Source organism: Desulfovibrio sp. 7SRBS1 (assembly GCF_049723905.1).
In the GTDB taxonomy this organism is placed as follows: Bacteria; Desulfobacterota; Desulfovibrionia; order Desulfovibrionales; family Desulfovibrionaceae.
In genome coordinates, this window is record NZ_JBJKFD010000001.1 from 1276130 (window position 1) to 1302383 (window position 26254).

General features: G+C 54.5%; 22 protein-coding genes. 16 read left to right on the forward strand and 6 right to left on the reverse strand.

Translation table 11 applies throughout. The features are described 5' to 3' along the window. Positions 1-379 precede the first annotated feature (379 nt). From ACI0FJ_RS06080 to ACI0FJ_RS06100, 5 genes are all read left to right on the forward strand, one after another. On the forward strand, positions 380-2410 hold the full coding sequence (locus ACI0FJ_RS06080) for a hybrid sensor histidine kinase/response regulator (RefSeq protein ID WP_424300417.1): 2031 nt from the start codon (positions 380-382) through the stop codon (positions 2408-2410). Between the two features lie 4 nt (positions 2411-2414). Then, positions 2415-3845, forward strand: coding sequence for a sigma-54-dependent transcriptional regulator (locus tag ACI0FJ_RS06085; RefSeq protein WP_424300420.1), 1431 nt, complete (start codon positions 2415-2417; stop codon positions 3843-3845). A 162-nt stretch (positions 3846-4007) separates the two neighbouring features. Beyond that, positions 4008-4271, forward strand: coding sequence for an aromatic amino acid transport family protein (locus ACI0FJ_RS06090; protein ID WP_424300423.1), 264 nt, complete (start codon positions 4008-4010; stop codon positions 4269-4271). Then, complete coding sequence (locus tag ACI0FJ_RS06095) at positions 4256-5233, forward strand: aromatic amino acid transport family protein (protein WP_424300426.1); 978 nt, start codon at positions 4256-4258, stop codon at positions 5231-5233. The genes ACI0FJ_RS06090 and ACI0FJ_RS06095 overlap by 16 nt, the downstream gene beginning before the upstream one ends. Before the next feature lie 113 nt (positions 5234-5346). Next, a complete protein-coding gene (locus ACI0FJ_RS06100) occupies positions 5347-6348 on the forward strand; it encodes a hypothetical protein (RefSeq protein WP_424300429.1) in 1002 nt (333 codons plus the stop codon). 74 nt (positions 6349-6422) lie between these two features. On the opposite strand, the gene rbr is transcribed toward ACI0FJ_RS06100, so the two are convergent. Further along, positions 6423-7001, reverse strand: a complete 579-nt coding sequence (gene rbr, locus ACI0FJ_RS06105; protein ID WP_424300432.1) for a rubrerythrin — start codon at positions 6999-7001, stop codon at positions 6423-6425. A 606-nt stretch (positions 7002-7607) separates the two neighbouring features. Between rbr and ACI0FJ_RS06110 the strand changes: the two genes are divergently transcribed. After that, positions 7608-8624 carry a DUF6976 family protein gene (locus ACI0FJ_RS06110; protein ID WP_424300435.1) on the forward strand — a complete coding sequence of 339 codons (1017 nt, stop codon included), beginning with the start codon at positions 7608-7610 and terminating at the stop codon, positions 8622-8624. A gap of 127 nt (positions 8625-8751) precedes the next feature. On the opposite strand, the gene ACI0FJ_RS06115 is transcribed toward ACI0FJ_RS06110, so the two are convergent. Further along, positions 8752-9918 carry a DUF819 domain-containing protein gene (locus ACI0FJ_RS06115; RefSeq protein WP_424300438.1) on the reverse strand — a complete coding sequence of 389 codons (1167 nt, stop codon included), beginning with the start codon at positions 9916-9918 and terminating at the stop codon, positions 8752-8754. A 325-nt stretch (positions 9919-10243) separates the two neighbouring features. Here ACI0FJ_RS06115 and ACI0FJ_RS06120 point away from each other — a divergent pair, with 325 nt between their 5' ends. The 9 genes from ACI0FJ_RS06120 (at position 10244) to ACI0FJ_RS06160 (ending at position 20620) form a co-directional block, all read left to right on the forward strand. Next, the gene (locus tag ACI0FJ_RS06120; protein ID WP_424300441.1) at positions 10244-11350 is read left to right on the forward strand and encodes a M20/M25/M40 family metallo-hydrolase; all 1107 of its coding nucleotides are present in this window, start codon (positions 10244-10246) and stop codon (positions 11348-11350) included. A gap of 863 nt (positions 11351-12213) precedes the next feature. Beyond that, positions 12214-13020: an ABC transporter substrate-binding protein gene (locus tag ACI0FJ_RS06125; RefSeq protein WP_424300444.1), complete on the forward strand. Its 807-nt coding sequence runs from the start codon at positions 12214-12216 to the stop codon at positions 13018-13020. 54 nt (positions 13021-13074) lie between these two features. Further along, positions 13075-13746: an amino acid ABC transporter permease gene (locus ACI0FJ_RS06130; protein WP_424300447.1), complete on the forward strand. Its 672-nt coding sequence runs from the start codon at positions 13075-13077 to the stop codon at positions 13744-13746. Further along, a complete protein-coding gene (locus ACI0FJ_RS06135) occupies positions 13743-14465 on the forward strand; it encodes an amino acid ABC transporter ATP-binding protein (RefSeq protein WP_424300450.1) in 723 nt (240 codons plus the stop codon). Before ACI0FJ_RS06130 ends, ACI0FJ_RS06135 begins: the two co-directional genes overlap by 4 nt. A gap of 345 nt (positions 14466-14810) precedes the next feature. Next, on the forward strand, positions 14811-16133 hold the full coding sequence (gene ablA / locus ACI0FJ_RS06140) for a lysine 2,3-aminomutase (RefSeq protein WP_424306504.1): 1323 nt from the start codon (positions 14811-14813) through the stop codon (positions 16131-16133). A 1-nt stretch (position 16134) separates the two neighbouring features. Continuing rightward, the gene (gene ablB, locus ACI0FJ_RS06145) at positions 16135-17016 is read left to right on the forward strand and encodes a putative beta-lysine N-acetyltransferase (RefSeq protein ID WP_424300453.1); all 882 of its coding nucleotides are present in this window, start codon (positions 16135-16137) and stop codon (positions 17014-17016) included. A gap of 201 nt (positions 17017-17217) precedes the next feature. Next, positions 17218-17763 carry a hypothetical protein gene (locus ACI0FJ_RS06150; RefSeq protein ID WP_424300456.1) on the forward strand — a complete coding sequence of 182 codons (546 nt, stop codon included), beginning with the start codon at positions 17218-17220 and terminating at the stop codon, positions 17761-17763. A gap of 147 nt (positions 17764-17910) precedes the next feature. Then, positions 17911-18630 carry a hypothetical protein gene (locus tag ACI0FJ_RS06155; protein WP_424300459.1) on the forward strand — a complete coding sequence of 240 codons (720 nt, stop codon included), beginning with the start codon at positions 17911-17913 and terminating at the stop codon, positions 18628-18630. Further along, positions 18623-20620: a rhodanese-like domain-containing protein gene (locus tag ACI0FJ_RS06160; RefSeq protein WP_424300462.1), complete on the forward strand. Its 1998-nt coding sequence runs from the start codon at positions 18623-18625 to the stop codon at positions 20618-20620. Before ACI0FJ_RS06155 ends, ACI0FJ_RS06160 begins: the two co-directional genes overlap by 8 nt. A gap of 214 nt (positions 20621-20834) precedes the next feature. Here the strand turns inward: ACI0FJ_RS06160 and ACI0FJ_RS06165 are convergent, their stop codons facing one another. Then, complete coding sequence (locus tag ACI0FJ_RS06165) at positions 20835-22364, reverse strand: WG repeat-containing protein (RefSeq protein WP_424300465.1); 1530 nt, start codon at positions 22362-22364, stop codon at positions 20835-20837. 249 nt (positions 22365-22613) lie between these two features. Then, the gene (locus ACI0FJ_RS06170) at positions 22614-22850 is read right to left on the reverse strand and encodes a hypothetical protein (protein WP_424300468.1); all 237 of its coding nucleotides are present in this window, start codon (positions 22848-22850) and stop codon (positions 22614-22616) included. A 277-nt stretch (positions 22851-23127) separates the two neighbouring features. Between ACI0FJ_RS06170 and ACI0FJ_RS06175 the strand changes: the two genes are divergently transcribed. After that, positions 23128-23259 carry a hypothetical protein gene (locus ACI0FJ_RS06175; RefSeq protein WP_424300471.1) on the forward strand — a complete coding sequence of 44 codons (132 nt, stop codon included), beginning with the start codon at positions 23128-23130 and terminating at the stop codon, positions 23257-23259. Positions 23260-23358: 99 nt separating this feature from the next. Here ACI0FJ_RS06175 and ACI0FJ_RS06180 read toward each other — a convergent pair whose 3' ends face one another. Beyond that, positions 23359-24498, reverse strand: a complete 1140-nt coding sequence (locus ACI0FJ_RS06180) for a small ribosomal subunit Rsm22 family protein (RefSeq protein ID WP_424300474.1) — start codon at positions 24496-24498, stop codon at positions 23359-23361. Then, positions 24491-26080, reverse strand: coding sequence for an ASKHA domain-containing protein (locus ACI0FJ_RS06185; RefSeq protein ID WP_424300477.1), 1590 nt, complete (start codon positions 26078-26080; stop codon positions 24491-24493). The genes ACI0FJ_RS06180 and ACI0FJ_RS06185 overlap by 8 nt, the downstream gene beginning before the upstream one ends. Between the last annotated feature and the right edge of the window lie 174 nt (positions 26081-26254).

The following is a 26254-nucleotide window of genomic DNA, read 5'->3' on the forward strand; positions in this document are numbered from 1 at the left end:
AGCCTGTGCAATACTGCTTAACCAAGAAGCATGCCGACGAATAAAATTCGTTTTATTCCATATGGTTAGCATTTTCTTGGCGAGCCCAATAGCCATACAGCAAGCAAAAAAGCCCAACTTTACTGGTAAATTTGTATCGTACCGCAGGATTATGTCTTGAGGAGCAAGACAAGCAAAAGAAAAGTACACAGAATATTTTTTATTTTCTCAATATTTAAATATGTTACAAAGGATAAAAAATAAAAATTAGGAAATTTCTGGAAGACTTTGCTCCGTCTTGCAACGCAAGACACAAACAAAACGCATACGGGATTTCCTTGACATAACATGTTGTTTTAGATGCATAGTGGATAGGAACCCCCGACAATAGGGAGCCTTCATGAACAGGAAAGGTTCCGACGAGTTCGCCGACACAAACGGCGTAACCGGTTCTTCTGCCGGAACAAAAGAAGGCGCGACCTGCCCCTTCCCCTGTCCCGGCGAAACCGAATACATGCTTCTGGCCCACTCCCTCCTGGCCGGAACCCTGGACTTCGCCCTTCTGATAGACGAACAGGGGATAATCCTGACCGCAAATGATAATTGCGGAGAATTTTTCGGGTATTCCACCGCCGACCTGTATGGACGATGTATTCTGGACGTCCTGCCCCCATCCACAGGAAAAGCCTACCATCTTTATCTTCAGCAGGCCCTGCGCACCGGGGAGCCCCTGCATTTCAGTGACATCTCCCGCAAAGGCAGAGTCTACAGCACCAAAATACATCCGCTGCACAACGAATCCGGCGCAATCATCCGGCTGGCAATATTTGCGCGCGACGTCAGCTTGGAAAAACACGCCGAACGCCAGCGTCTGCTTCTGGCTACCGCCCTGGAAAACGCAGCCGAGGCCATTATCATCATGGACCGGGAACTGCGCGTGGAATATGTGAACCAAACCTTCGAGAGCATGACCGGCTATCCGCAAAGCCAGATAAAGGGACGGTGCTTGGACTTTATTTACGCGAACGAACAGCAGCGCGAACAATATGGCATCATCAAAGCATGGATAACCCAAGGTGAGGTTTGGGCCGGGCGTTGTGCCACCACCAACCGGGACGGAACCTCCTTTGAGTGCGCCAAGACCGTATCCCCCATCCGTGGACAGCATGGCGTGGTGGTAGGATTCGTGAGTGTCTGGCGCGATCTGGCCCAGATTTCCGAATTGGAACGCCAGCTGCGTGAAGCCCAGAAAATGGAAGCCATAGGCACGCTTGCCGGAGGGATAGCGCACGATTTCAACAACATTCTAAGCCCCATCATGCTCCATGCCGAACTTGCCATATCGCAATTGCCCCCGAACGACCCCGTACTCGACTCGCTCAAGCAGATTATGGAGGCGACCAAACGCGCGGCAAATCTGGTGGATCAGATTCTGAACATCAGCCGTAAAAAAAGCACGGACACCCCTGTACCCTTTTCCCTTGGGGCTCTGGTCAAGGAATGCATCAAACTGTTGCGCCCATCCCTGCCCGCTTCCATCGCCATCACTTACCACCCTGCCGTGGAGCAGGACGTCATCGTGGCCGATCCCACGCAGATTCATCAGGTCATCATGAATCTGTGCACCAACGCGGCGCACGCTCTTGAACCCCAAGGCGGAGGCGAGTTGTCCATTTCCGTTTCCCGTGTGGACAATGTTCCGAACCCGCAAGAAAACAGAAAATATCCTCCGTATCCCGCGCTGACTCCGGGGCCATACCTCAAGCTCACGGTCCGGGACAACGGACCAGGCATTCCCCAGGATGTAATAGACAAAATTTTCGACCCTTTTTTTACCACCAAAAAATCCAAGGGCACGGGATTGGGATTGTCCGTTGTGCGGGGCATTGTTTCACGTCACAAGGGAGCGGTTCTGGTAGATAGCCGCCCCAGGGCGGGGGCCAGATTCCATGTACTCCTGCCTTGCCCCGAAGAAGCTCTCAGCACCCGGGCGGAGCTTCCCGCCCCATCCGGCAACGCTCCCCTGGGCAACGGGGAACGCATCCTGTTGGTGGATGACGACGAGGCCGTGGCCGGAAGTTTGGCCGCCACGCTCCTGCAATTGGGCTACGAGGTGCGGGTAGCCCGTTCCAGCCGCCGCGCCCTGGAAGTTTTCACCAGTGATCCAGAATATTACAACGTGATCATCACGGACCTGACCATGCCCGGAATGTCCGGGGACGAACTTGCCGCCCACTTGCACGATATTCATCCGGCCATCCCCATAATCCTGGGTTCCGGAAGCCTGCCAGAAAAAGACGAAATCCGTGCCATCCCCGGCGTACGTCTGGCCTTGGGGAAACCGTACGATAGCGCGCGTCTGGCACAGGCTATACGGCAGGTTCTGGATACTGAAGATGAGTTGAATATCCCCGTATTCCAACCACGGTGAGGCTATGTCCGAAATACTGCTTATAGACGACGACAAAGCCATCTGCCAGGCCATTGCCATGGTTCTGCGCTCCGCCGGGCTGAAATCCGGAATGGCACACACTCTCAAAGAAGGCCGCGACCTCGCCCGCCAGAACAATTACGACGTGGTTGTGCTGGATGTGATGCTTCCGGACGGTAATGGCTTGGGCGCCATTCCCGATTTGCGGCAGGCCCCGTCTCAGCCGGAAATAATCATTCTGACCGGCGCGGGCGACCCTGATGGCGCGGAGCTGGCAATCCGCAGCGGCGCCTGGGACTACATCACCAAGCCGCCCACCATGAACAAAATAAAGCTCACGGTGCAGCGCGCGCTGGACTACCACGAGAGCAAACGACGCCGTACCCCGCCTGTGCTCAAACGCTGTGGCATTATTGGCGAGTCCGCCCCCATGCGCGACTGTCTGGACCAGGTGTCCAGGGCGGCGGCCTCGGATGGCGAAGTGCTCATCACCGGCAGCACCGGTACGGGCAAGGAACTTTTCGCAAAGGCCATCCACGTGAACAGCAACCGAAGCGAAGGCGACTTCATTGTGGTGGACTGTGCCGCCCTGCCGGAAAAGCTTGTGGAAAGCATGCTCTTCGGCCACGAACGCGGAGCCTTTACCGGTGCGGACAAACGCTTTGACGGCCTTATCCGCAAGGCACACAAGGGAACCCTGTTTCTGGACGAAGTCGGCGAACTGCCGCTGCCGACCCAACGGGCCTTTTTGCGGGTATTGCAGGAACATACGTTCAAGCCGGTGGGAAGCACCGAGGAAGTGGGAAGCGATTTTCGCGTGGTGGCCGCCACCAACCGGAATCTGGATGAAATGGTCGCCAAGGGGATGTTCCGCAAAGACCTGCTCTTCAGGCTGCGGACCATTCACATCGGCCTGCCCGAACTCAAAGACAGACCCGAAGACATCCACCCGCTCATAAGCCATTACGTCAGCCGTCGCTGCTGGAAACTCTCCATCCCCAACAAACGATGTTCCCCGGAATTCGTGGACGCCTTGCGCCAATATAGCTGGCCCGGCAACGTACGCGAGCTTATCGGAGCGCTGACCAGCAGCATTGCCACAGCTTCGGACGATCCGGTTCTGTTCGCCCGCCACCTGCCCACGGACATACGTGCCAGCGCCGTCCGTTCCACGCTGCAGGCGGAGCGGCAAGGCGGGGAAGTCTGTGCCAACGAAGATTGCGCACCTCTTTCACTAACGCACGGCTCACCGGAAGATTTTCCACGGCTCAAAGACTTCCGTGAGGCAACCATACACAATGCCGAACGCAACTACCTGCGCCATCTCCTGGCGCTTACGGAAGGGAAGATAGCCGCTGCCTGCAACGTGTCGGGACTGTCCCGCGCCAGACTGTACGCACTGCTGAAAAAATATGGCCTGCGCAAACACCCATAAATTTTTTTCGTTTGCTCCACCTTTTTCCCTTTTCCAGGACTGGCGCCACGCCCCGGTCAATGATATCGCCTAGCAAGTAGGGCAAGCGCCGTGCGCAAGCCGAATAGAAAGAAAAAAAGCTCCCCCATCAACTCAAATTCACTTAGCTGTTCAGGAGCCGACATGTCGAAGAACTCTGCGCATCCCCACGTGTGGACCATGGCTTTCGTGGTCACCGGCAACCTCATCGGAGCGGGTATTCTCGGATTGCCCATCAATACGGGACTGGCCGGGCTTGTTCCCGCTCTGGTCGGCAACGTGGTGATGTGGCTGCTGATGTTGACCACCGCCATTGTGCTGTCCGAACAAAAAAGTCTGACGGAAAACAAAACGCGGACCTCCCCACTTTTTTCCGGGCCGAATTGGGGCAGGTGGGCAAATGGATAACCGTCGTCGCCAACATGATCATCCTGTACGGTCTGCTTGTGGCCTACCTGAGCGGCGCGGGGTCCATCCTCCACAGCCTCTTCCATGGCGGTTCCGGCGACCTCTTCATGTTGATATTCTTTTTGATAGCCACCACTCTTACCCTGTTCGGAATGGCCGTCATCCGCAAAGGCAACGCCATTTTCATGCTGTTGCTCTGGGTAACCTTCACCATTTTGGTGTTCATGGTGGGCGACCACATGGATACGCGGCGGCTGGCCTTTACGGACTGGGGTTTCCTGCCTGTAGCCCTGCCCATCATGGTAACGGCCTTTCATTTCCACAACCTTATTCCGTCGCTGTGCCGCTCTCTGGATTTCGACAAAAAGGCCATCCGCAAGGCCATGTTCACCGGTACGGTCATCGGCCTGGTTATGAACGTGCTGTGGACATTTGTGGTTATCGGCGCCCTGCCGCTCAACTCCGACAGCAAAAGCTGCATCTACTACGCCTTCCAGAACAATGAACCGGCCACCATTCCGCTGTCCCAGATGCTACACTCCCCCATGTTCACCATCTGTGCGCTGCTGTTTGCACTGCTGGCCATAACCACATCGTACATGGCAAACGGAACAGCCCTTAAAAGCTTTATCCGCGACCTTACCTCCACGCACCTGGGCATAACCAATGAATGGATTGTGGCGGCCCTGGCCTTTTTGCCACCCCTTGTCATCACGGTGCTCTTCCCCAACCTGTTTCTGCAGGCCCTGAACATCGTGGGCGGAGTGGGCATCAACACCATTTTCGGAATCCTGCCGGGTATACTGCTCATCAAACAGGGGGGCCGCGCCCGAATGCTCGGCTACCTGCTGCTGGTCGCATTCTCTTTTGTCATGGTCTTTGAACTGGGGCAGGAATTCGGCCTGATATCCTTGCAGCCCGACGCTGAATACTGGAACTATCCGCTCAAGAATCCGTACTAAAATAAACAGGGCAGAGGTGGAATTTCCCCGCCTCTGCCCTGTTCTGTCTTTTGCAGAAACTGCCCCAAAGGCTTACCAAGACATTAAATACCTCTTTCAATATAGAATACGACATGCTAATTTTAATCATGTCGTACCTCACGCAACTTTTGCAGGACCCGCTTGCTTTTGGGAAGAAATATCCCATGCTCACTTTGCTCCAAGAAATTGGAAATCCGCGGGCTGCTTTATCCCTTCAGAGCAGCAGTTCACTTATCCCTGCCTATGAAGTCAAAAAACATATACGGGCAGATTATTTCAGCCTTAGAGACGGCCTGCTGCCGGGTGTACTCTCCCTGATTCCTACCGACAATACCGACCCGGACGGTAAATTTTGCTATTGGCTTCCCTGGGCAAGGGACGCGATACTGAAAACCGAATTGCGCCCCCAAGAAAATATGCCGGAAATACCCGAACTGTTTTTTACGGCCACCTTGGATGGTTGCAGCGTGTTCTTTAAAGGCGACCCTCATTTTCCCGTAGTCTATCATGCCAATGCCGAAAACATATCCAAAACTGTCAACCGCCCCAAAACAAGAAAGGAATTCCGGCAACGATACACTGCAACCGGTGAATGCATGCGCTCCATGCATGAAACGCTAGCGTTGGAAGAAGGCCTGCATGAACTTTTTCTTGATGCATCCGTGCGCTTCGCAGAAAGACAAATTCCAAAAATCTCCACGACATCCGTAAGCCCCATGGACTACATGGGCGTGGAGCATTCGCCGACCTGGCGCACCATGATACCAAAGGAAGATAGACCCCTTCGTTCCATTATCGACAGCCCCAAAAAATTCACAATAGAGGTCGGGACAAAGAGCGGATTTGTATTTGGTGTGTGCAAAAACAAAAACTGGAAATTTTATCTGCAAAAACAGGCAGACGTCACGATTTTTCAGTGGGATTACCATCGCCAAGCCGAGTCTTTCGGCAAATTGCGCACCTTTGCAAGCTATATCAACCCTGTAGATTATTGGCGTTGGGCTTTTTCCACGAAAGTAAGGTACAAATCCTATCAAATCCCCATGTCCTGCGAAGAAGTCTGGCCTTCGGGAGCTGGTCAGGTCATGATCTAACCCCAATTTCAGCATACAAAAATGGCGCGGTACTTTCGTACCGCGCCATTTTTTATTCAGTATCTGTGACTGGCCTACCAGTTGGTGGCTTTCACCTCAAAATGAGCCTGGGGATGCAAGCAGGCGGGACATACGTCTGGGGCCTTGGTTCCCTTGTGCAGGTAGCCACAGTTGCGACAACGCCAGACGATTTCTCCGTCTTTCTCGAAAACCTTTCCATTTTCGATGTTTGCAATCAACGCCTTGTAGCGTTCTTCATGGTATGCCTCGGAAACACAAATGTTGCGGTACATCTTGGCAATTTCGGGGAAGCCTTCTTCCTCGGCAACATCGGCAAAGGCAGGGTACAGGTCGGAATGTTCCTCGTGCTCACCGGCAGCGGCAGCCATCAGACACTCCAAAGTGGTACCCATTTTTCCTGCGGGGTAACTGGCAGTAATCTCCAGCTCTCCGCCTTCCAGGTACTTGAACATACGCTTGGCGTGTTCTTTTTCGTGGTTCGATGTTTCTTCAAAGATATGGCTTATCTGCACATATCCTTCTTTTTTGGCAATAGAGGCGGCGTAGGTGTAGCGATTGCGAGCCTGGGATTCGCCAGCAAAAGATTTAAGCAAATTCTGTTCGGTACGGGTTCCTTTTACGGACTTGGACATTTTTTTCCTCCAGATAGAATGTAGGTTATGCCGTTTTTTTGTGAACGGCTTTTCTTCAACTGAACAGGAAGAATTCCTATTTAGTTTTAACCCTCAAGTCAACCCACAAAATAAAAAAACTTTCTTTTCATACCCCAAAATTCAATCCCGTGTACAGGGGCCCGGCAATCTACAAATGACGCTCATCCTAAGCGAAACAATAAAAAAGTTCACCTTTACACTCTTTACTGGTAGATAAAAACAAAAGTTTATGAGTTGTAGCAAATAGTTTCTCACTTTTATTTTCCCTTAATCGTTCTTGATCCACCCGCGGCAGGACACAAGGGGAAAGCCAGCTGTAACCGGATATGGGAGGTTGTATTTTATGAATGTCCCCCCCAGTACAGATGCACGATGGGAGGAAATCATCACAGGCCAAAAGACGTACACCCTCAAGTTTTTGGCTGCGAAAATTCTTCTAGGGCGGTTGAGGCGCAAGATACAGGCGGATGGTCCCTCCGTCAATACCTCCGAGGCGGTCAAGGAGCTTCACGCTCTGTTTACGAAGAATAAGGACAACGCCTCAGCCAAAGAAGACCTCAAAAACTTGTTCGGTTAGGAGGGGATATGCGACAGATGTTACTTGGCCTCAAAGAAACGATAGATGAGATTGCAGCCGGAAAGACTTTGTTGTTGGCAGGCGATGAAGGCCTTCTTGCGCAGCTTCCGAAAGGTAGTTGGATTGGCGGCACCATTCCTTATTTTATTTCAACAGATCAGGGAGGGCTGCTCTCCAGCGACAAGATCTTTGTAACTGATATATCGGATATTGCAGAATCGGTTATTCTGAAAAAATATACTGAGGATACCCTCGAAACTGTCTACCAGGACGCAGGCGACGGTGGTTTCAGTTTTATAATCATTCCTGCCTCCAGCCCGGCGCACATTTCCTTTGCACTCAATGCCCCCAACTACAGCGATTTTGGCTCACAGCCGCTTGTGGGCTGGATTTCCGGTGTAAAACTGGATGACCTCGGAAAAATAAAGCCCAAGGTCTTCAGCGGAAGAACCGGAAACAGCTACGAAGATGAAGCCCTGGTGATGCATGTGACCCTTGCTCCGGGGAAAGCCGTCGATGCAGGTATAATCAATATCTTCGAGCAGGGGGACGGGGACACGCTGACCTTTGACCAGGATGCCTTCTCCTCGGAAGAGGTTATGGTCAACGGGGTCAAGAAAAACTTTGCAGAGTACATCACGGAAAACAAGCTCGACACCAAGCTGCCCCTCGTGGCCAACTACTACGGCGCCCTGATCAATACCAGCTTTCAAGCTGTTTCCCCGGAAGATGGCGTCAGCTTTTATGCGCCTGTCTTCTCCGACGTACGCTACAAGCATGCAAAGCGCATTGATGACTACGCTGCCGCATTCAGCAAGCAGTTGATGGAGAATAACGTTGCAGGCAAAAAAATAGCCTTTTCATGCAACTGCATTCTCAATTACCTCTATTCTGAGCTTGAAGGGAAAAAAACGGATCCTTTTGTAGGGCCGATCACCTTTGGCGAAATAGCGTATCAATTGCTCAACCAAACATTGGTCTACATTGATATTCACGACGATAGCGACGTGATTGTAACGCTCTAGAATCATAAGGGTATGGCGATTTACTAAACATAGATGGAAAGACAACCGCAGTTGATCCATATCAAACAAAAAAAACGGGCAGCCCAAAGTGGGTTGCCCGTTTTTTTATTCCGCGTGTTCCAGATGGTCAGGAAATCATAAAACACAGCTGGGCCGTAAAAAAGGCCAGATATGTCCCGACGGCATAGCCGATAAGCGCCATCAACACCGACACGGGAACCAACCGCTCGTCATGGAATGCCGCAACAACAGGAGCGGAAGCTGCTCCACCGATATTGGCGGCCGAAGCGATTGCAGCGGAAGAGACATCCAGTTTGAAAAGACGTGCTCCCAGCAGGCAGAAAAAGCCGTGCACGGCAATCCACAGATAAGCGGCCAACAGGAACCAAGGCGCCTGCGACAGCCCTTCAAGCGAACTGGTTGCTCCCATACGGGCCACAAACAAATAGATAAGGGCTGTGGAGATAGGCCCCGTGCCCGGTATTTTTTTGGCCGGAGTAAAGGACAGTCCCAGTGCGAAGGTGGAAACCAGCAGAACGGTCCAGGTTCCGGCAGTAAATACGGGCTTGACCTCAGGCATTATGGGTGCCAGGGACTTTGCCAACGTCATGACGGCCAAGCCGAGGAAAAGCAGATACAGGACATGGTGCATTTCCAGCTTGGCATCCTTGCTCTGCAAGGCGTCGCCCAGTTTTTTCATACGGTCGAAATGCTCGTCGCTCACGCCGGTGAATTTGTTGAACCAGCCGCCCCATCGTTTACAGGTAAGCAGAATGGGGAGCCAGACAATATACACCATATTGTCGGCCAGTACGGCCAGCCCAAGGTCCACCTTGGAAATTTCCACTGCCCCGGCTACGGCCGCCATGTTTCCGGTTCCACCGATCCAGCTGCCGGCAAGCGTGCCAAAGGCTTTCCAGGCGTCGGGCCCCAAAAAGTTGTGAAAAAGAGCATAAGAGCCTACGGCACCAACCATAACGCCGACACTGCCCATAAGCATAACGGCAATGACACGTCCCATGGAAGAAAATGCCGTTTTCACATCCACGTCGAGCAGCATGATGGTAAGAAACATGGGGATGAGGTACAACTTCAATGTACCGTACACAGGATGGGAATTGGGAATAACCCCCGTGTTGGACAAGATCATGGGGGTCAGATAAATCCACAACAGCGGAGGCAAAAAATCAAAAATTTTGGCCTTCGTTTTCCTGGCAAGAAAGAAATAAAACGCGCAAATTCCCGCCAGGACAGTAAACACGCCGTAATCCGATGTTATCAATGCTTCTTGCATACCCTAAATCTCCTGTTGCCTGTTTTGAAATTTCAAACAACCAGCAACAGACTTCATCCAAAATCGAGGGCCCGCACGGATGCGGAGAGGACAAACGCGATGCTTTTATTGGGGAGGCTTTCCGCGGTGGGGTTCCGGCCCTAAAAACGACAGGGCAATAAACTTTTCGGAAAGCATTCATTTTTGTAGAATCAACGCGGGGCACACGTCCTGAAGTTGTGTCTTCTTACACAATATAGCATTTTGGGCAATCACCTCTGTTTATATTATACCCATTCGGCCACACGGCCACTCCAGCACTCAAACCGCATTGGAGACAGTAAACATGATCAACGAACAACGTCTTCTGGAAACATTCCTCTCCCTGGTACGCATCGACAGCCCGTCGCTCCAGGAAAAACCCGTAGCCGACCACCTTGTGGGGCTGCTCCGGTCCAAGGGCTACGAAGTGACGCTTGACGGTGCGGGAAAAGCCAGTGGCGGTAACACTGGCAATATCATCGCCAAAGTTCCGGGTACGGGTGCAGGGGAGCCTTTGGGCTTCTCCGCGCACATGGACTGCGTCATGCCCTGCATCGGCGTAGAACCGGTCGTAAAGGACGGTGTCGTCACTTCGGCCTCGAACACAGTTCTGGGCGGCGACGACAAGGCGGGAATTGCTGCAATTCTCGAAGCCGTGGACCATCTCCATGATGAAGGAATCACCCACCCCGACCTCTACCTCGTATTCACAATTTGCGAGGAGTCCGGAATGCACGGCGCCAAGAACCTGGACACCAGCCTGGTAAAGGCCAAGGAACTCATCGTGCTCGATTCCGGCGGCCCCACAGGCACCGTGGTTGTCCAGGCCCCTTCCAAGGCAGGGATAAACATCACTTTTACCGGCAAAGCCGCCCATGCAGGCATGGAACCGGAAAAAGGCATTAGCGCCATAATGATTGCTGCCGAAGCCATCGGTCGCATGAAACTTCTGCGCATTGATGAAGAAACCGTGGCCAATATAGGGCATATCGAAGGTGGCGGCGGAACCAACATCGTCACGGAACGCGTCGACCTGACCGCCGAAGCCCGCTCCTTTTCCGACGACGGCCTCAAAAAGCAGTTGGACCACATGCGTAGCTGCTGCGAGGAAGCGGCAGCCAAATTCGGTGGGAGCGTGGAGTTTGACGCCAAAGTCTCCTACCCCGCCCTGCAGGTTCCTGAAGACAGCGTTCTGCTGGAACGCACTCGCCAGGCTTGCGATCGTCTTGGTTTCACGTTCGACCCGCAGCCGTGCGGCGGCGGAAGCGACGCCAACATCTTCTTTGGCCAGGGCTTTTCCTGCATCAACCTTGGCATCGGCATGAGCAAGGTCCACACCGTGGACGAATTCATCAAGGTTGAGGACATCGTAAACACAGCCAAGCTGGCAGCCGAGCTCATGGTAAGATAGCCCCAACAGCCCTTTTACGCCGCCAATTCAGAACGGCGTATCTCTTTCAGCTCAATCCCCAAAATCATTTTTCAGGCGGGACCGTTTGGTCCCGCCTGAAATCTTGCCAAACAGCATTCTCTGGATTTTTCCGTCCCCCCGAACTGCATTTAGCGGCACATAAGGGCCCTCCCCACCCCAATTGGCTGGCTAAAACTTCCCCCCAAAGCCTCCCTCAAGAAAAGCGGACACGACACAAAACCGTTGTCCCCAATGCTTCTTTTTTCCACTTTCATTCCATCTGCCGCATTCCTTCAACCGCCCAGCTCTCCCTAGAAATCAAAAAAGCTATATTTAACACATTTTCCTTACATATTTTTTCCAGAAAGCCCGTCTTCGCAGGGGATTCCGAGGGTTGGAAGGTCCATCATACGAGTAAAAAAAGAATGCACTAAAGACATGCAATCATAACATTATCGAAACAATAATATTCATCATCAAGAATCAATGAATGATAAAAATCAAAATACCCAGCATGAACGAGCTTTATATTCAAAAAATATAGCTACAGTAAAAACAAAACAAGAACATGCAAAACAACAAAAAAAACGACTATGAAACAGACTTATAAAGACACAAAAGACTGTTGTTTTTATATAACACAGTAAATTTTACATTAATTCAAATTTTACATTTGAAATTTGACATCACTAAATACCATGGTATGCTTAAAAGGAATGTGCGTTTCCAGTGGCGAAAGCCAACTATAATTTTATTTAAAAATCAGCATATTAGCACACAATTCATAGCTTAAAATCCAAAAAACGCTACCAAGTCTCCTCGGATGGGCCGAGGAGAGTTTCGTCTATAACCAAGGAGAATATATGAGTACCCAATCAACATCCCGAAAAATTCCAATTCCCCTGCTCCTGAGCCTGTTGCTGGCCCTTGTTGTTTCCCTGGCAGGTTGCGGGCAAGACGAGTCCAAGGATTCCCTCGAACGAGTCAAAAAAGCCGGTGAAATCAGCTTTGCCATGAGCGGAGGCTACCCGCCCTTTAATTTTTACAATACCAAAAACGAACTGGTCGGCTTCGACGTGGATACAGGACGGGAAGTGGCTAAACGCCTCGGCGTGAAGTTCAAGCCCGTAACCACGGAATGGAGCGGCATCATCGAGGGGCTGCGGTCCGGTGCGTACGACGGAATTCTCGGCAGTATGGCCGTTACTCCCAAACGCCAGGAAGTCGTCGATTTCACGACTCCCTACTACTATTCCGGCGCCCAGCTCATGGTTAAAAAGGACGCGCCTTTCACCAGCCCCGCGGACCTCAAGGGCAAAATCGTGGGCCTGGTAACCGGCACGACCTTTGAAAACGACGCCAAGACGCTCGATGCCAGGGAAGTCAAACTCTACAAGGACGACAATCAGACACTGCTCGAACTCGACAGCGGCGTCATCGACGGCGTCATCACCGACCGCGTTGTCGGCGTCAACGCCATGAACTCCGGAAAATTCAACATCAAGCCTCTCGGCTCCCCCCTCCGCAGCGAAGACATTGCCGTGGCCATTCGCAAGGGCGACGACACTCTGCTCAAGGAAATCAACCGAATCCTCAAAGAGATGCACTCCGACGGTACGCTTTCGCGTATCAGCGAAAAGTGGCTCAAGACCGACATCACAAAAAAATAATTGGTATGCCCGCGGCCCCGTTAAACGGGGCCGCACCTACCGGAGAAAAATCCGATGCACTACAACGTAACTGCCATGTGGCAGTATGTTCCCTATTTTCTGCCCGCGGCTCTCATGACGCTGGAAGTCACATTTTTCGGCATCCTTCTGGGGTTGCTGCTGGGCCTCGGAACCGCGTTCTGCCGCATTTCCGACAACATATGGCTCAATGGCCCGGCACAGCTCTACATATACCTGATCCGCGGCACCCCGCTCCTGTTGCAGCTGCTTTTTCTCTATTACGGCATGCGAAGCATCCTCGGGCTCGGCGCACTCTATTCCGCCGTACTCGCCCTGGGCGTTCACAACGGTGCGTATCTCGCCGAAATATTTCGGGGAGCCATACAGTCCATCGCCAGCGGACAGATGGAAGCCGCACGCTCCCTGGGCATGACCCACACCAGGGCCATGATCCGCATTATTCTGCCACAGGCTTTCAAGCGGGCCATCCCGGCGCTGGGCAACCAGTTCATCATCGCGCTCAAGGACTCCTCCCTGGCCAGTACCATCACCATTCAGGAATTGCTGCTCAAGTCGCAGCAGCTGGCATCCAGCAATTTTATGATGATGGAAATGCTCTCCATTGCCGCAGTTTTTTACCTGGCCTACACAGGCCTGTTTACCTGGCTGTTTCACAGCATTGAACGCCGGTTGGACGTATCCGACAGGCAAGGAGCAAACGCATGATCTCAGTCAAATCCCTCAATAAATGGTTTGGCGACAACCACGTTCTGCGCGACGTGGATATGAATGTTGAGGAATCCGAAGTTGTGGTTGTTATTGGAGCGAGCGGATCGGGCAAGAGTACCTTTCTGCGCTGCATCAACCGCCTGGAAGACTACCAGAAAGGCGAAATAACCATAAACGGCCGTCCGCACCCCACATCGGAAAAACGGCTCAACGAACTGCGGTCCAAGGTGGGCATGGTCTTTCAGCACTTCAATCTGTTTCCTCACATGAGCGTACTGAGCAACGTGATGGAAGGCCCTACCCAGGTTCGGGACATGAAGAAAAGCCGGGCCAGAGAACTCGCACGCCACTATCTGGACAAGGTTGGCCTGTCCGACAAGGAAGAAGCGTATCCCGAAATGCTTTCGGGCGGCCAGAAGCAACGCGTAGCCATTGCCCGCGCCCTGGCCATGGAACCGGAAGCCATGCTCTTTGACGAGCCGACATCGGCCCTGGACCCGGAGCTTGTGGGAGAAGTGCTCGCAACCATGAAGAAGCTGGCCAACGACGGCATGACCATGATTGTGGTTACGCACGAAATGGGCTTTGCCCGGGAAGTGGCGGACACGGTTCATTATATGGACCAGGGCAAGGTGGTGGAAACCGCTACGCCCGAACGCCTGTTTACCGCCCCCACACAGGAGCGGACGCAGGAATTCCTCTCCCAGATTCTCTAGAGAGGCCGCGAAAAACAGGCTTCCAGTATCTTGTGCAATGTATTGCAGCCACTTTTGCGGCTTTCCATTGAACAAAGCACTGGGAACCACCCGGTAGGAACGCGTTGCCGCAAGGACTGCATTCCATGCAGGAAGAGACCGCGGAGGGCGTTTTCACCCAATGACATCTCGTGAATGAACGGCATTGCCCGCCTCGACAGGAATAAAATGCCGCGCTTCACTCTCGATTATAACCAGCAATCCCCGCGCATCCGGCCATGCGCGCTGGACAGCCTTGCATTCCGCACCCGCCGGGCCGGTCAGTCGGCGGACGTATGCGGTTCACTACAACAGGTAGGTATACTTATGGATAGCATCAGCCAGAGGCAACGCGACGTGGCTCTTCGTCTCGACGACGGACCGGCCTCCACCCATTGGATGGACTGGAAATGGCATATTCGCAACAGCATCAAGACAGTCGAGGAAGCGGAGCGTCTGCTTGGCATCACCTTCCCCGAAAAGAAACGCGAACTGTACAAGCAGACTATAGACAAGTTCCCCATGGCAATCACGCCGTACTACCTCTCCCTGATTGATCCGGAAGATTACGAAAACGACCCGATCTTTACACAGGCTTTTCCCGATGCACGCGAACTGCACATCGGCAAACACGATATGGTGGACCCCCTGCACGAGGACAAGGACTCCCCGGCCCAGGGCATAACCCACCGGTACCCGGACCGTGTGCTGTTCCATGTTTCCAACCTCTGTTCCATGTACTGCCGCCACTGCACCCGCAAGCGCAAAGTGGGCGACCGGGATTTCATCCCCACCAAGCAGGACCTGCAACAAGGCATAGAGTATATCCGCAAAACCCCCTCGGTTCGCGACGTCCTGCTTTCCGGCGGCGACCCTCTGATGCTGCCGGATGAACGCCTGGACTGGCTGCTGGGGGAAATCCGCGCCATTCCGCACATGGAGATCATCCGCATCGGCAGCCGCATGCCCGTGGTGCTGCCCTACCGCATTACCGACGACCTCGTGAACGTCATCCGCAAACACCACCCGGTGTGGCTCAACACGCATTTCAACCACCCGCGCGAGCTGACCCAGTCGTCACGCCGTGCCCTGGCCAAGCTGGCCGACGGCGGCGTCCCCCTCGGAAACCAGAGCGTGCTTCTGGCAGACGTCAACGACTGCCCCCGGCTTATGAAGTCCCTCACCCAAAAGCTTATCGCCAACCGGGTGCGCCCCTATTATCTGTATCAGTGCGACCTTTCCGAAGGGCTCAGCCATTTTCGCACTCCCGTGGGCAAGGGCATTGAGATCATCGAAAGCCTCATCGGCCACACCACTGGCATGGCTGTTCCCACGTACGTCATCGACGCACCGGGCGGAGGCGGTAAAATCCCCGTCATGCCCAACTACCTTATATCCTGGTGCGTGAACAAAGTGGTGCTGCGCAACTATGAGGGCGTTATCACCACCTACAAGGAACCGGACAGGTACGAGCCCACCTACTGCGACCGCAATTGCTCCGACTGCCGTCTTTTGCTGAAGGAAGACGACGCCGGTGAAGACCGCGCCATAGGCATTGAAAAACTGCTGTGCGACTGGGACATGACCACAAGCCTGACCCCCAGAGGCAACGAACGCCTGACCCGCAGGGCAGAAAACGGCGGAGCGTAACATGGACGCAGCAGCCAGTTCCACGGAATCACCCGACAGGCTTGAACTTCTCGGGCGCTCCCTGGTGCAGCACGGGCCGGAAAACGACCGCGTATACCTGATGCATCTGGATATGGCAGACTACCCGGTCATTGTTTCCGAGATTACCGCCATGGCGGAACGCCACGGGTATTCCAAAATATTCGCCAAGATTCCCGGCAAGGCCGCCCAGATGTTTCTGGACAGCGGTTTCAAATGCGAAGCCAGGGCAACCGGGCTTTTCAACATACAGGGCGAAGAAGACGACGCGCTCTTTTTGGGCCGTTTTCTGAGTGATGACCGCAGCCGGGAACAAAATCCGGAAACAATAGCCAACGTGCTCCAGGTTGCGGAAAGCAAAGCAACGGACAGCCAGCTGGAAAAATTGTCCGGAGAGTTCTCACTACGCCCCATGACGGAAGACGATACAAAAGAGATGGCCCGCATTTACGGTATGGTCTTCCCGACCTACCCCTTCCCCATCCACGACCCCGCCTTTTTGCAGAAATGCATGCGGGACAACGTACGCTTTGTGGGGGCGGTAAAGGACGGCCGGACAGTCGCCCTGGCATCGGCGGAAATATTTGCCGACCTGGGCACTGCGGAAATGACCGACTTTGCGACGATGCCGGAATATACGGGCCACAAGCTTGCCCAATACCTGCTGGCAGATCTTGAAAACAGACTCAGGCACCAGGGGATAACCACGGCGTTCACCATAGCCAGGGCTGTTTCCTATGGAATGAACATCACCTTTGCCCGAGCAGGATACAGCCACGCCGGAACATTGGTTAACAACACCAATATATCCGGTGGGATAGAAAGCATGAACGTCTGGCATAAATCCCTGGCTTCATCTGCATAAAAACCTGGGTTCGGTCTCCACCGAATATCATAAGGTACAGCAAAAGCGCCGTTCGACATCCCCAAAAAAGTCGAGCGGCGCTTTGTATATTCTCCCCATCCCCACATGTTTTTCCGCCGTCACTTCCAACAAAACCACGTCCGGAACAATTTATGCTTTTCATTCATCCGTAGGAAATAATTTCATACAAGGGCCAGCTCTATGCGCATCGACTCATCGTCCTCATTTATGACGTCCCAGTTGATTCAGTCCCCCTCCACGGGCACGGACCAATACGGCATGCACCGTAAGGGAAACAGTAAAAAACCGGACGAGCCGCAGGAATGCAATCTGGCCTCCTGTACGCAAAGAGCCCTTACGCCGGATGAACAACTCAGGCTGGAAGAACTTAAAAACCAGCTCGTGGATCTGCTGAGGGACACGGATAACATTACCCCGGAAAAAGAGCAGCGTGTCCGTCAGATAGAAAAGGAGATTGAAAAGCTCACCGGCGTCAAGATACCGAAACGCAATCTGTCCTCCATGACGAAAATGCTGGGGGACATGAATGGCAAAAATAAAAAGAAAGACGAAGCCTCCCTAGCCGACCTGGAAAACAAGGCACAGCGGGAGGAGCAGATACGCGCCTTTCTTCTGCCCAAATCGCAAACCAAACCCGGCAAGGGCATCATGGATTTCGCTCTCCAGGCCTACGCAAAAACGGCGGCCTCCAGCCTGCTGGGCTCTTCTTTCAACAGCAAATCGTAAACACACTTCCCGCCCGAACATCACAGCGGCACTTTGCTTCGGCCATATGCCGCATGGAATGAACGTTGCGCTCCAAGGGGCTGCTGGTGTATCTGCAGGTATATACCCCGATACCCAGTATGCAACCCGTAACCAAACGGAGTGCCCATGAGCAACGAAATATCCAAAGAAACTCCGGAAACGGAAGCCGGAGTCTCCTCCGAAGATTCTCCCATTGAATCCTCAGCAGAGTACACAACCGAACAATCCGTGGAAACATCCCCCAATTATCCCAACGAGCAATCAACTCCTCAAAAAGAATTCATAATCCCCCCCACCAGGGACGCCCTTCGGGATGGTGATCCGGCAACGGAAGCCGGAGACGAAAAGGACACGCACAAAACCGTCCTGCCCCGTGCGGAACGGCGCATGAACCCCTATCTGGCCGGAATACTCATCGGTATCGCCACCATCCTTCTGTTTGTCGTCACCGGCACGGGAACAACTCTTTCCCAAGGTCTGCCCCCTCTGACCAACTGGATTTCCTCGGCCATTTCCGGAGTGCAGAACCCGATCCTGCCCCTTACTCCAAGCCTGCTCATGCTGGCTGGATGTTTTATAGGCGGCTTTCTCTTTTCCCTGGTTTTCGGCGGTTTCAGCCTGCGGTTGGAACGTGGAGCCCGCTGCAAAGCCAAAAACCGCACCCTGTTGGCCCTGTTCGGCGGCGTGCTTTCTGGGCTGGCCCTGCGCGCCGTTCCCTTTGGCGCATTTGATGCGGCCCTGTCGGGAACCGCCCTTCTGCTTACAGGCCCCGCCCTGTTTATCGCCGGATTCATTATCTCCGGCTTCATTCTGACCAACCTGCTGCGGAGGCAATGGAATGACTAGCATCGCACTGCCCTCCGTGGCTCTCACCGTACTTTACGTCGGCATAGGCATTCTGTTCGGCGCCTGCCTGCAACGGGCGGGACTCGCCAGTTCCAGAACTCTGAGCGCTCTGTTCCGTTTCAAGGACACCACCGTGGCAAAAGTCGTTTTGACGGCCCTGGTCACGGCCCTTATAGGCCTTGCACTGGTCGGAGGGCTGGACTTTCTGCGACCAACGGAAATTCTTCTGTACCCCACCGTGCTGGGAGGCGCAGCCTTTGCCGGAATCCTTGCCGGTGCTGGCTTTGCCCTGGGCGGCTGGACGCCCGGCACGGCAGTGGCAGGACTCGGCGCCGGACGGCTGGACGCCCTGCTCTACCTGCTTGGTGCCATAGGCGGTATCCGGCTGTACGACGCAATTGCCCCGTATCTGACGTCGGTTCTTTCCTACCGGGTCCTTGGTACGAATTTTCTTTACAACCATGTGGATCTGGACTGGAGGCTCCTCAGCTTCTCCATCATTGTGGGCGTTGTGGTCTGTTTCTGGCTGGCCGAGCTCTTCTCGCCAAGTGAACGCCGTTACATGAAAGGACGCTTCCTGACCGGATTTTCCATCCTGCTCATCGCCTTGGGCGCTGTGCTCCTGGTTTTTCCGGCCACTCCCGCCCCGTATGGAAGCGGACTCGGCCAACCCCAGGAGCTGGCCGAAATCTCGGAGCAATCTCCCGAGGCCGATACGGATCAGGCGTTTGTTCCGGTATTGGTACAGCCCGAAGCCTTGGCCGACCGTGTTATGGCCGGAGAGCAGGGGCTGGAACTGATTGACCTGCGTCCGGCCAAACAGTTTGCCGACTTTCACGTAAAAGGCGCGCAAAACGTCCCCTTGGACAAACTGCTGACCACACTGAGTGCAGACAACGGCACAACCTACCTGCTCTATGCGGGAGATACCGACACGGCGCAGCGGGCGGCCAAGATTCTGCATGGGCAGGGCATCCCCAACACCGCCGTACTCGAAGGCGGCCTGGGAGCTTTTTACGAGCTGTGCCTCACCCCGCTTTCCCTGCGCAACCAACCGCCTGCCCCTGAGATCGCACAACGTGTTCCGGCATGGCGCGCCTATTTTCTGAGCGCGGCCACGCCCGAACAGCCCGCAGCACCTGAAACAGCCGAAGTTGTCGTTCCGTCCGGCCCAGTGCCAGCACCGACGCTTCCCGGCCTTGTTTCTGTGCAATGGCTGGCCCAGAATCTCGACAACGCAACCGTCATCGACCTCCGCAATCTCGAAGACTACATGCAGGCCCATATTCCCGGCGCGTACAGTCTGGACGTGAAAAACCTCCAGGGCACCATCAAGGGTATCCCCGGGCAGCTGCTGCCCCCGGATGAACTGGCCCGCCGTTTTACGCAGGTCGGCATCGCCCCGGACAAGCCCGTCGTCATCCTGGCCCGGCACATGGCAGACGCTGCCAGAACCGCCAGTGCTCTGGAAACCATTGGAATATCCAACTACGGCATTCTCTCCGGCGGCTTTCCCGCCTGGACGGCGCAAAAACAGAAGACAGCGGATACGCTCCCCCAGACAGACACCGAACCCGCTTTGTCCGCACCTTCCGAGACCGTGGACATTCTGGTGAATACTGATCAGCTTGCCCAGGAAATAAGCCAGGGCAATGCGACTCTCGTCCTGGACACTCGCAGCCGGGCCCAATACAGCGGCAGTGAGACAACTGCTTCCCGCAGCGGACATATTCCCGGGGCCATAAACCGTCCGTCCCGCGAAGACCTTACCGCACAAGGACAGTTCAAACCGCTGGATATCCTGAGCAAAGAATACCAGGCTCTTATTCCCGCAACAGACACGCCCGTAGTGGTCTATTGCTATACGGGCCGCCTGGCCAGCCAGACATGGTTTCTGCTCCACCACCTGCTCGGTTACACCAACGTACGCATTTACGATGGAAGCTGGGCCGAGTGGGCCGCGAGAACAGACCTGGACGTGGAGATGTAATAGGAAGGACGTTGCCTCGATAAGAGACCGACAACGCATACTAGCAAAAACAAAAAAGTCCGCAGCCGAAAGGTTGCGGACTTTTTATATGGTGAAAAATAAAAACAGACTTGGGCACGCAGCAATCGCCCCCCAAAAAACGCCAAAGAAAGCGGAGTCCTGTACTTGTGAAATTTCCAGTCCGGTTCCGCTCTTCCCGCTTTGACGAATCCCCTCACTTCCCGGGAATTTTACAGATCATGGTGTTTTCCTGGTCGATGTAGAACCCATCCAGGCCGTGCCGAACCAATGCCAGATCGTTACGGAAATCCTCTGCCGCATCATAGGTGGCGGGGATGACAAGCTCGCCAAGGGGATTCACAAAACCGTAGCGTGCCTCTTTACGGATGCGCGCCAAGCCGCCAGAGAAACGCCCGGCCCAAGGCCATTGCGGCGGGATGGCGAAACGCCCCTTGGGATTGATGAATCCCCATTTCCCGTCATCCATACAGGCCGGTGCAAGGTCTTCGGAAAAATCCCCGGCCAGGGCAAAGGATGGCTTGATGATGAAGTCGCCGTACATATCGATAAAGCCCCACTTTTGCCCCATGCGCACACGGGCAAGCCCTTCACAAAAATGGTACGCCTCGTCGAAACGCGCCTTGATGACGACCTTGCCGTTCAGCAGGACATAGCCAAACTTTCCGCCGAACCGCACCGGGGCAAGGGCCTGGGCAAACTCGCCGCCGCAGGAACGGGAGGGCATGAAGTCCACTTCGCCCATCAGGCTGATGTAGCCGCATTCCATGTCCCGCATCACAGCGGCCTTCCCGTCGGTGAAGCTGCCCGCGTAGTCGTACACCGGGTCGATGACGAACCGTCCTTTGCGGTCGATGTAGCCGTATTTGCCACTGGTACGAACAGCGGCCACGCCCTGGCTGAAGCGTCCGGCCTCTTCAAAACGGGCAATTACGACCATCTCGCCCGTGTAATCGATGTAGCCGTACTTTTTGTCCAGCATGGCCGCGGCAAGGCCCTCGGAAAAAGGCCCCACATCCTCGAAGGCGGGGCGGATGCTCCAATCCCCTTCCGCATCGATGAAGCCGTAGCGACCGCCGGAAACAACAGAGGCAAGGCCTTCGGAAAACCCTTCGGCATATTCGAACATGGGCGCAATAGCCACCTGCCCATCGTTGCGGATGTAGCCATAACGATCCTCGGCCAGCTCCACAGGTATTGGAGGACGCTCGTATGCCGCAGGCAACGGCGTGGGAGGCCGCACCACAATGGTTTCTTCCAATGCAGGAGAGGACGGGGCTGCCGTCAAAGCAGGGTCGGAAGCAGGCTCGACGATTTCACCATCGATGATATCTTCATCGGCAGATTGGGGACGGCACTCCGGACTTTTCCCCTCTGCCTGCCCGGCTGCCTTGCCGGACGGAGAGCTCTCGCTGCCGGGGTGGGAAACCTGAATGATCTTTTGGGATTTATCGACGTAATGCGTGGAGTTGTCGTGAACTTCCGAGGATTGCGTAAAATATCTTCCAGAGTCCTTTTGTCCCGACGGCTCCGATTGGTCGGCCTGCCCTTTTGGGACAAACCGCCCCTTTTCCGCCTGTTCCTGATCCAACCGAAAAACCCCTCGAATAAGCGTCAGCAATGCCGACCGCGTAACGTCGCTGACCGCAAGAACCAGGAAAATGGCAACCAATGCGCCCACGGCCACAATACAAAAAACAAGGGTGTTGCTATACAGCACGTCCATACAGGGCTGCCTGTTGAAGGTTCAGGAAGGACGGGTATTCCCGATCTATTGAAGTCTATTGTCTGAGAGCCCGGCGTGTCAAATAGCCGGAATGGCCGTGACGAGCAAAGTGTACAAGAAAGGCCTTCCGAAAAAACATCAGAAGGCCTCCCGTATCTTCCCAATAATGGTCGCCCGCGTTCTCACGCAAAAGCACCTCCGGCAATAACCCTGTTGCCGGGATTGTGGCGATTCATACCGGCTTGCGCCCTAAGGACACCAGCTCAGCAGGTTGAAGGGTTTGTACCCGTTGCCCGGGTCCTCGGCATAACGAGCCCCAAGCCTTGAATCGCTACGCTTGTTGTAAATGGTTTTGTCCGAGTCCTTGTAATATGGACACTCATTGTTGTTGCACACGAGAATTTCGCCCCACCAAGTCTCGGGCGGTGCAATCCACGATTCAAGCTGCTGCTTGCAGTGGGGGCAATACCGTTCTTCAAGCGCCATTGATCTCTCCTTTCGTCACGTTGTGTTCCCATTACATAGGCGTTGTCCCGCCTGAGTCAAGGCGGAGTTTGCCTCATCTAAGTCAAAACGGATAAATAATGGGAAAAATCGAAAGAAAAGAGAACCCAAACAATCATGCGGACATGCAATAAAAGGACAGGCCATGAAGTTTCATCGTCTGGCCGGCCTTCCAACCATTTTGACATCTGTTCCTGATCCGACATAAACTTTAACAATGAATACAACTGAAGAGAATAAACCCACCGAGAGTCAGCTTTTGAACGACGAATCCCAGGACGAGAGCAATGAAAGTACCAATGCCGCCTCGCCCAAAGGATCAGATGACGACATAAACCGTGTCGTCAACGCGTTTGCCAAGGCCCTGCAGGTGCTCAAGCCTGTCAAATAAAAGAGCGGTAAGCCCCCGGACAAAAGAGCGCTCCAACACAAACGCCCGGCATGAAATTCATGCCGGGCGTTTGTGTTGGATGAAGCAAAGAGAGAGTTGTTACACCGGAAGAATCAATGCCCCGGATTTGGCATCGGTACCCGGAGAGTCCGGCCATTTGGGCGTTACAAGCAGGCCCGGCGCAACCGAGGCTGCCTGGCTGGTCAGCATGACCTTGCCTCTGGATGAACACCCGTACTGCCCATTGGCCTTTTCAGGAAGTCGAAACCCTTTGGAAATAAGACGCACGGCGTCGGGAGAATTTCCAAATGCCTCTTCGGATTCTTCCCGCCCGGCCCAAAGAAAACTCAGGCTGAGACCGCTTTTGGACAATCCGGCCTGGGAAGAAATTTTATTCAGCCAGGCAGGAGCGTCATTCGTACTCAGGGGAAAATGGCACCATGCATTGAGTCCGGTGCCGGGCATGGGACATTCCCCGTGGTGCGGACAAGGGGCATAAATGCCGAAGTCACGCTCCAACAATTGTTCGCGGAAACGAATCAGCCCTCTGGACGCCAGGCGCGTGCCAGGCTCCACGGCAAGAATCTTGCCGTTGGCAGAAAGAATGGCCGAGACCTTGTTGCACAGCCTGTCCATGGTTTCGGACAAAGAATATTTGGCGTGCGGCGGGTGCAGCTCGTTGAGCACGTTGGCCATGATGACCAGATCCGCCCTGCAATGGGGCGGTTGCAGCGCGGTTGTACGGTGTGTGACAACCCGCCACGGCGAATTGGGGGCCATGGTGAGAAAAAGTTCTTTGCCGGTTTTGAGGATGCGGCTTCCCTTGTCCAGGCAATGCCAGGTCATGGGAATCTCCCGCAGATCGGGCCGTGCGATCCAAAGGGCCTGCATGGCGGTCAAAGGCCCGGCTCCCAGGTCCATCACCACGCTGTCGGGCTTCAGGTCGATATTGAGCCCCAGGAAAAGCCGGGACAGGCGCACCAGATTCCACGGCAGGAAATAATGACAGTACGCGGCAATGGTTTCGGGCCGTCCCATGTAGTCTGGACGGAAGTCGCTGCCCCGCTCCATGGTAAGCGACCGCGAAAGATCGCGGATATTGGCCGGGAGTAGGCGCACATGCTTGCTCTGCATAGGCAAGGCCCGCTTGAGGATGGCGTGGTAGCGCTCCAGGAGCGCCGCAGCCTCCTTGGGAAGGCCGGGAAAAAGACAAATAAAACCGGGTGTTGAATCAGACATAAATAAACCGCATGCGTTGAAGGTATTTTTCCCCGAACGCCGCGTCTCCCGCAAGTTCGAGGGTACGGCAACGGCGCGCCATGCGCCTTGCCCATTTTCTGGCCTCCGGATCGCGACAAAGCAGACTTGCCCCGTGCAGGGAAGTATTGCCCGCCGCGTGTATCCTTGCCGACAAAACCCGGGGGAGAAAGCCGAGCCTGAGCATGTCCTCGGGGCAGACATGCAACCCCATATTGCCCGCCAAAAGCACATCTGCCAAATCAGCGGGCCGAAGCCCTGCCGCCTCCAGAAGTTCGGAAACAGCCAGGTTGAACGCCGCCTTGACCTTGAGCATCTCTTCCACGTCCGAGGCATACAAGGCCATGTCGAAAGGCAGGGGAAGGTATGCTTCCCCCTCGTGCTTGTCCAGCTTTGAAAGCAACCGGGAGGCAAGCGGCCCCCCGTTGGGCAGAAAGCTTCCAGCCTCGTCCAAACAGCGGGCCGTGAGAAGTCCCGCCAGCAAAGAAAAATATCCGGTTCCGGTAATTCCCAAGGCGGAAGCGTGGGGAGCCCCCGAAGGACCGGCTTCCGCCCCATAAAACCGTGGAGACAGACCGGTCGGCTTGAGATCGAACCCCGTAATAGTCTCTGGTCCGGCCATGGTTCCATGGGGAAAGCCCACCCCTTCCAGAGCAGGCCCGAGGGGAACGCTGCATGCCAGAAAGTCGTCTTCGGAAAGTGCCAGGATGAACTCGCCATTGGTGCCCATATCTGCCAGCAAAAAGGGAAAACCAACAGGTGACGGCCCGTCTTTACCATACATGAGCGCCGTCAGTCCGGCGCTGAGATCCGCCCCCACAAAGGGAGAAAGAAGCGGTGGAACATAGCAGGCAGGAAGGTCTGCGGCTACTTGCTCCTCGCGGTCTCCCGCATAATTCAAACCGTATGGTGCGCTTGCCAACGAAGAGCAATCCAACCCCAACAGCAGATGAATCATAGCCGGGTTTCCGGCCACACTCATTGTCCCAACCGGTCCATGGTCCCGAAGCACGGCACGCAGGCTGCGCAGAAGTACGGATTGCAGAGCCTCCGGCCCTTCGCGCTGGGCAAAGGCCAGCCGGGACATGACCTCGCTACCGGCTCCGAACTGCGGGTTGAGTTCTCGCCCCTGGGCCAGGACGTCTCCCCCCTGCTCCACCCGCCATTCCAAGGTGGTGGTTCCCAAATCCACGGCCAGAATCCTCTCTTCAACTTCTGTAACTGGCAGTGGAACAATTGGTTTATCATCTTTTTCGGCTACATCCGCTTCCGGAAACAACGTGGCCAGCCGTACCGAGCCATCAATGGGTGCAGGATGCAGGCAGGCCAAGCGCACGCCTTGCGCCAATTCCTCGGCAGAAATCCTTTTGCGGTCGTTATCCAATGGTGGGGAAGCCGGGGAAAATGTCATGGCACACAGCCCGCAACGCCCCATTCCGGCACAAAGCGCACGGGAAGGCAGAAGCCCTGCCAGATAAAGGGCATCCAGGCAGGTCTGGCCCTGCCTGGCCGCAACCCGGCGGGTGGTGCCCCGGCTGTCTGTCGCGTCAAAGAAAAAAGTCATGCGCATCCTTTTGAATTCTCTGGAACCATTGTCCAGCTATTCCGCATCATGCGGACGCGGCCGTAGTTTGGCAAGCTAAAGCATGTAAACATAGCCTTTGTCTGCGTTATATAAAAAGGCCGGAGCGTTTTCTCAACGCCCCGGCCCTTCGGGTCACATATGTTGCAATGCCCG

Bases quoted from the DNA above. Each gene is read 5' to 3' on its own strand.
- ACI0FJ_RS06185 (WP_424300477.1), bottom strand. From the start codon at position 26,080: ATGACTTTTTTCTTTGACGCGACAGACAGCCGGGGCACCACCCGCCGG.
- ACI0FJ_RS06165 (WP_424300465.1), bottom strand. From the start codon at position 22,364: ATGGACGTGCTGTATAGCAACACCCTTGTTTTTTGTATTGTGGCCGTG.
- ACI0FJ_RS06170 (WP_424300468.1), bottom strand. From the start codon at position 22,850: ATGGCGCTTGAAGAACGGTATTGCCCCCACTGCAAGCAGCAGCTTGAA.
- ACI0FJ_RS06080 (WP_424300417.1), top strand. From the start codon at position 380: ATGAACAGGAAAGGTTCCGACGAGTTCGCCGACACAAACGGCGTAACC.
- ablA (WP_424306504.1), top strand. From the start codon at position 14,811: ATGGATAGCATCAGCCAGAGGCAACGCGACGTGGCTCTTCGTCTCGAC.
- ACI0FJ_RS06125 (WP_424300444.1), top strand. From the start codon at position 12,214: ATGAGTACCCAATCAACATCCCGAAAAATTCCAATTCCCCTGCTCCTG.
- ACI0FJ_RS06130 (WP_424300447.1), top strand. From the start codon at position 13,075: ATGCACTACAACGTAACTGCCATGTGGCAGTATGTTCCCTATTTTCTG.
- ACI0FJ_RS06100 (WP_424300429.1), top strand. From the start codon at position 5,347: ATGCTAATTTTAATCATGTCGTACCTCACGCAACTTTTGCAGGACCCG.
- ACI0FJ_RS06090 (WP_424300423.1), top strand. From the start codon at position 4,008: ATGTCGAAGAACTCTGCGCATCCCCACGTGTGGACCATGGCTTTCGTG.
- ACI0FJ_RS06120 (WP_424300441.1), top strand. From the start codon at position 10,244: ATGATCAACGAACAACGTCTTCTGGAAACATTCCTCTCCCTGGTACGC.
- ACI0FJ_RS06180 (WP_424300474.1), bottom strand. From the start codon at position 24,498: ATGTCTGATTCAACACCCGGTTTTATTTGTCTTTTTCCCGGCCTTCCC.
- ACI0FJ_RS06150 (WP_424300456.1), top strand. From the start codon at position 17,218: ATGCGCATCGACTCATCGTCCTCATTTATGACGTCCCAGTTGATTCAG.
- ablB (WP_424300453.1), top strand. From the start codon at position 16,135: ATGGACGCAGCAGCCAGTTCCACGGAATCACCCGACAGGCTTGAACTT.
- ACI0FJ_RS06110 (WP_424300435.1), top strand. From the start codon at position 7,608: ATGCGACAGATGTTACTTGGCCTCAAAGAAACGATAGATGAGATTGCA.
- ACI0FJ_RS06160 (WP_424300462.1), top strand. From the start codon at position 18,623: ATGACTAGCATCGCACTGCCCTCCGTGGCTCTCACCGTACTTTACGTC.
- ACI0FJ_RS06115 (WP_424300438.1), bottom strand. From the start codon at position 9,918: ATGCAAGAAGCATTGATAACATCGGATTACGGCGTGTTTACTGTCCTG.
- rbr (WP_424300432.1), bottom strand. From the start codon at position 7,001: ATGTCCAAGTCCGTAAAAGGAACCCGTACCGAACAGAATTTGCTTAAA.
- ACI0FJ_RS06135 (WP_424300450.1), top strand. From the start codon at position 13,743: ATGATCTCAGTCAAATCCCTCAATAAATGGTTTGGCGACAACCACGTT.
- ACI0FJ_RS06155 (WP_424300459.1), top strand. From the start codon at position 17,911: ATGAGCAACGAAATATCCAAAGAAACTCCGGAAACGGAAGCCGGAGTC.
- ACI0FJ_RS06085 (WP_424300420.1), top strand. From the start codon at position 2,415: ATGTCCGAAATACTGCTTATAGACGACGACAAAGCCATCTGCCAGGCC.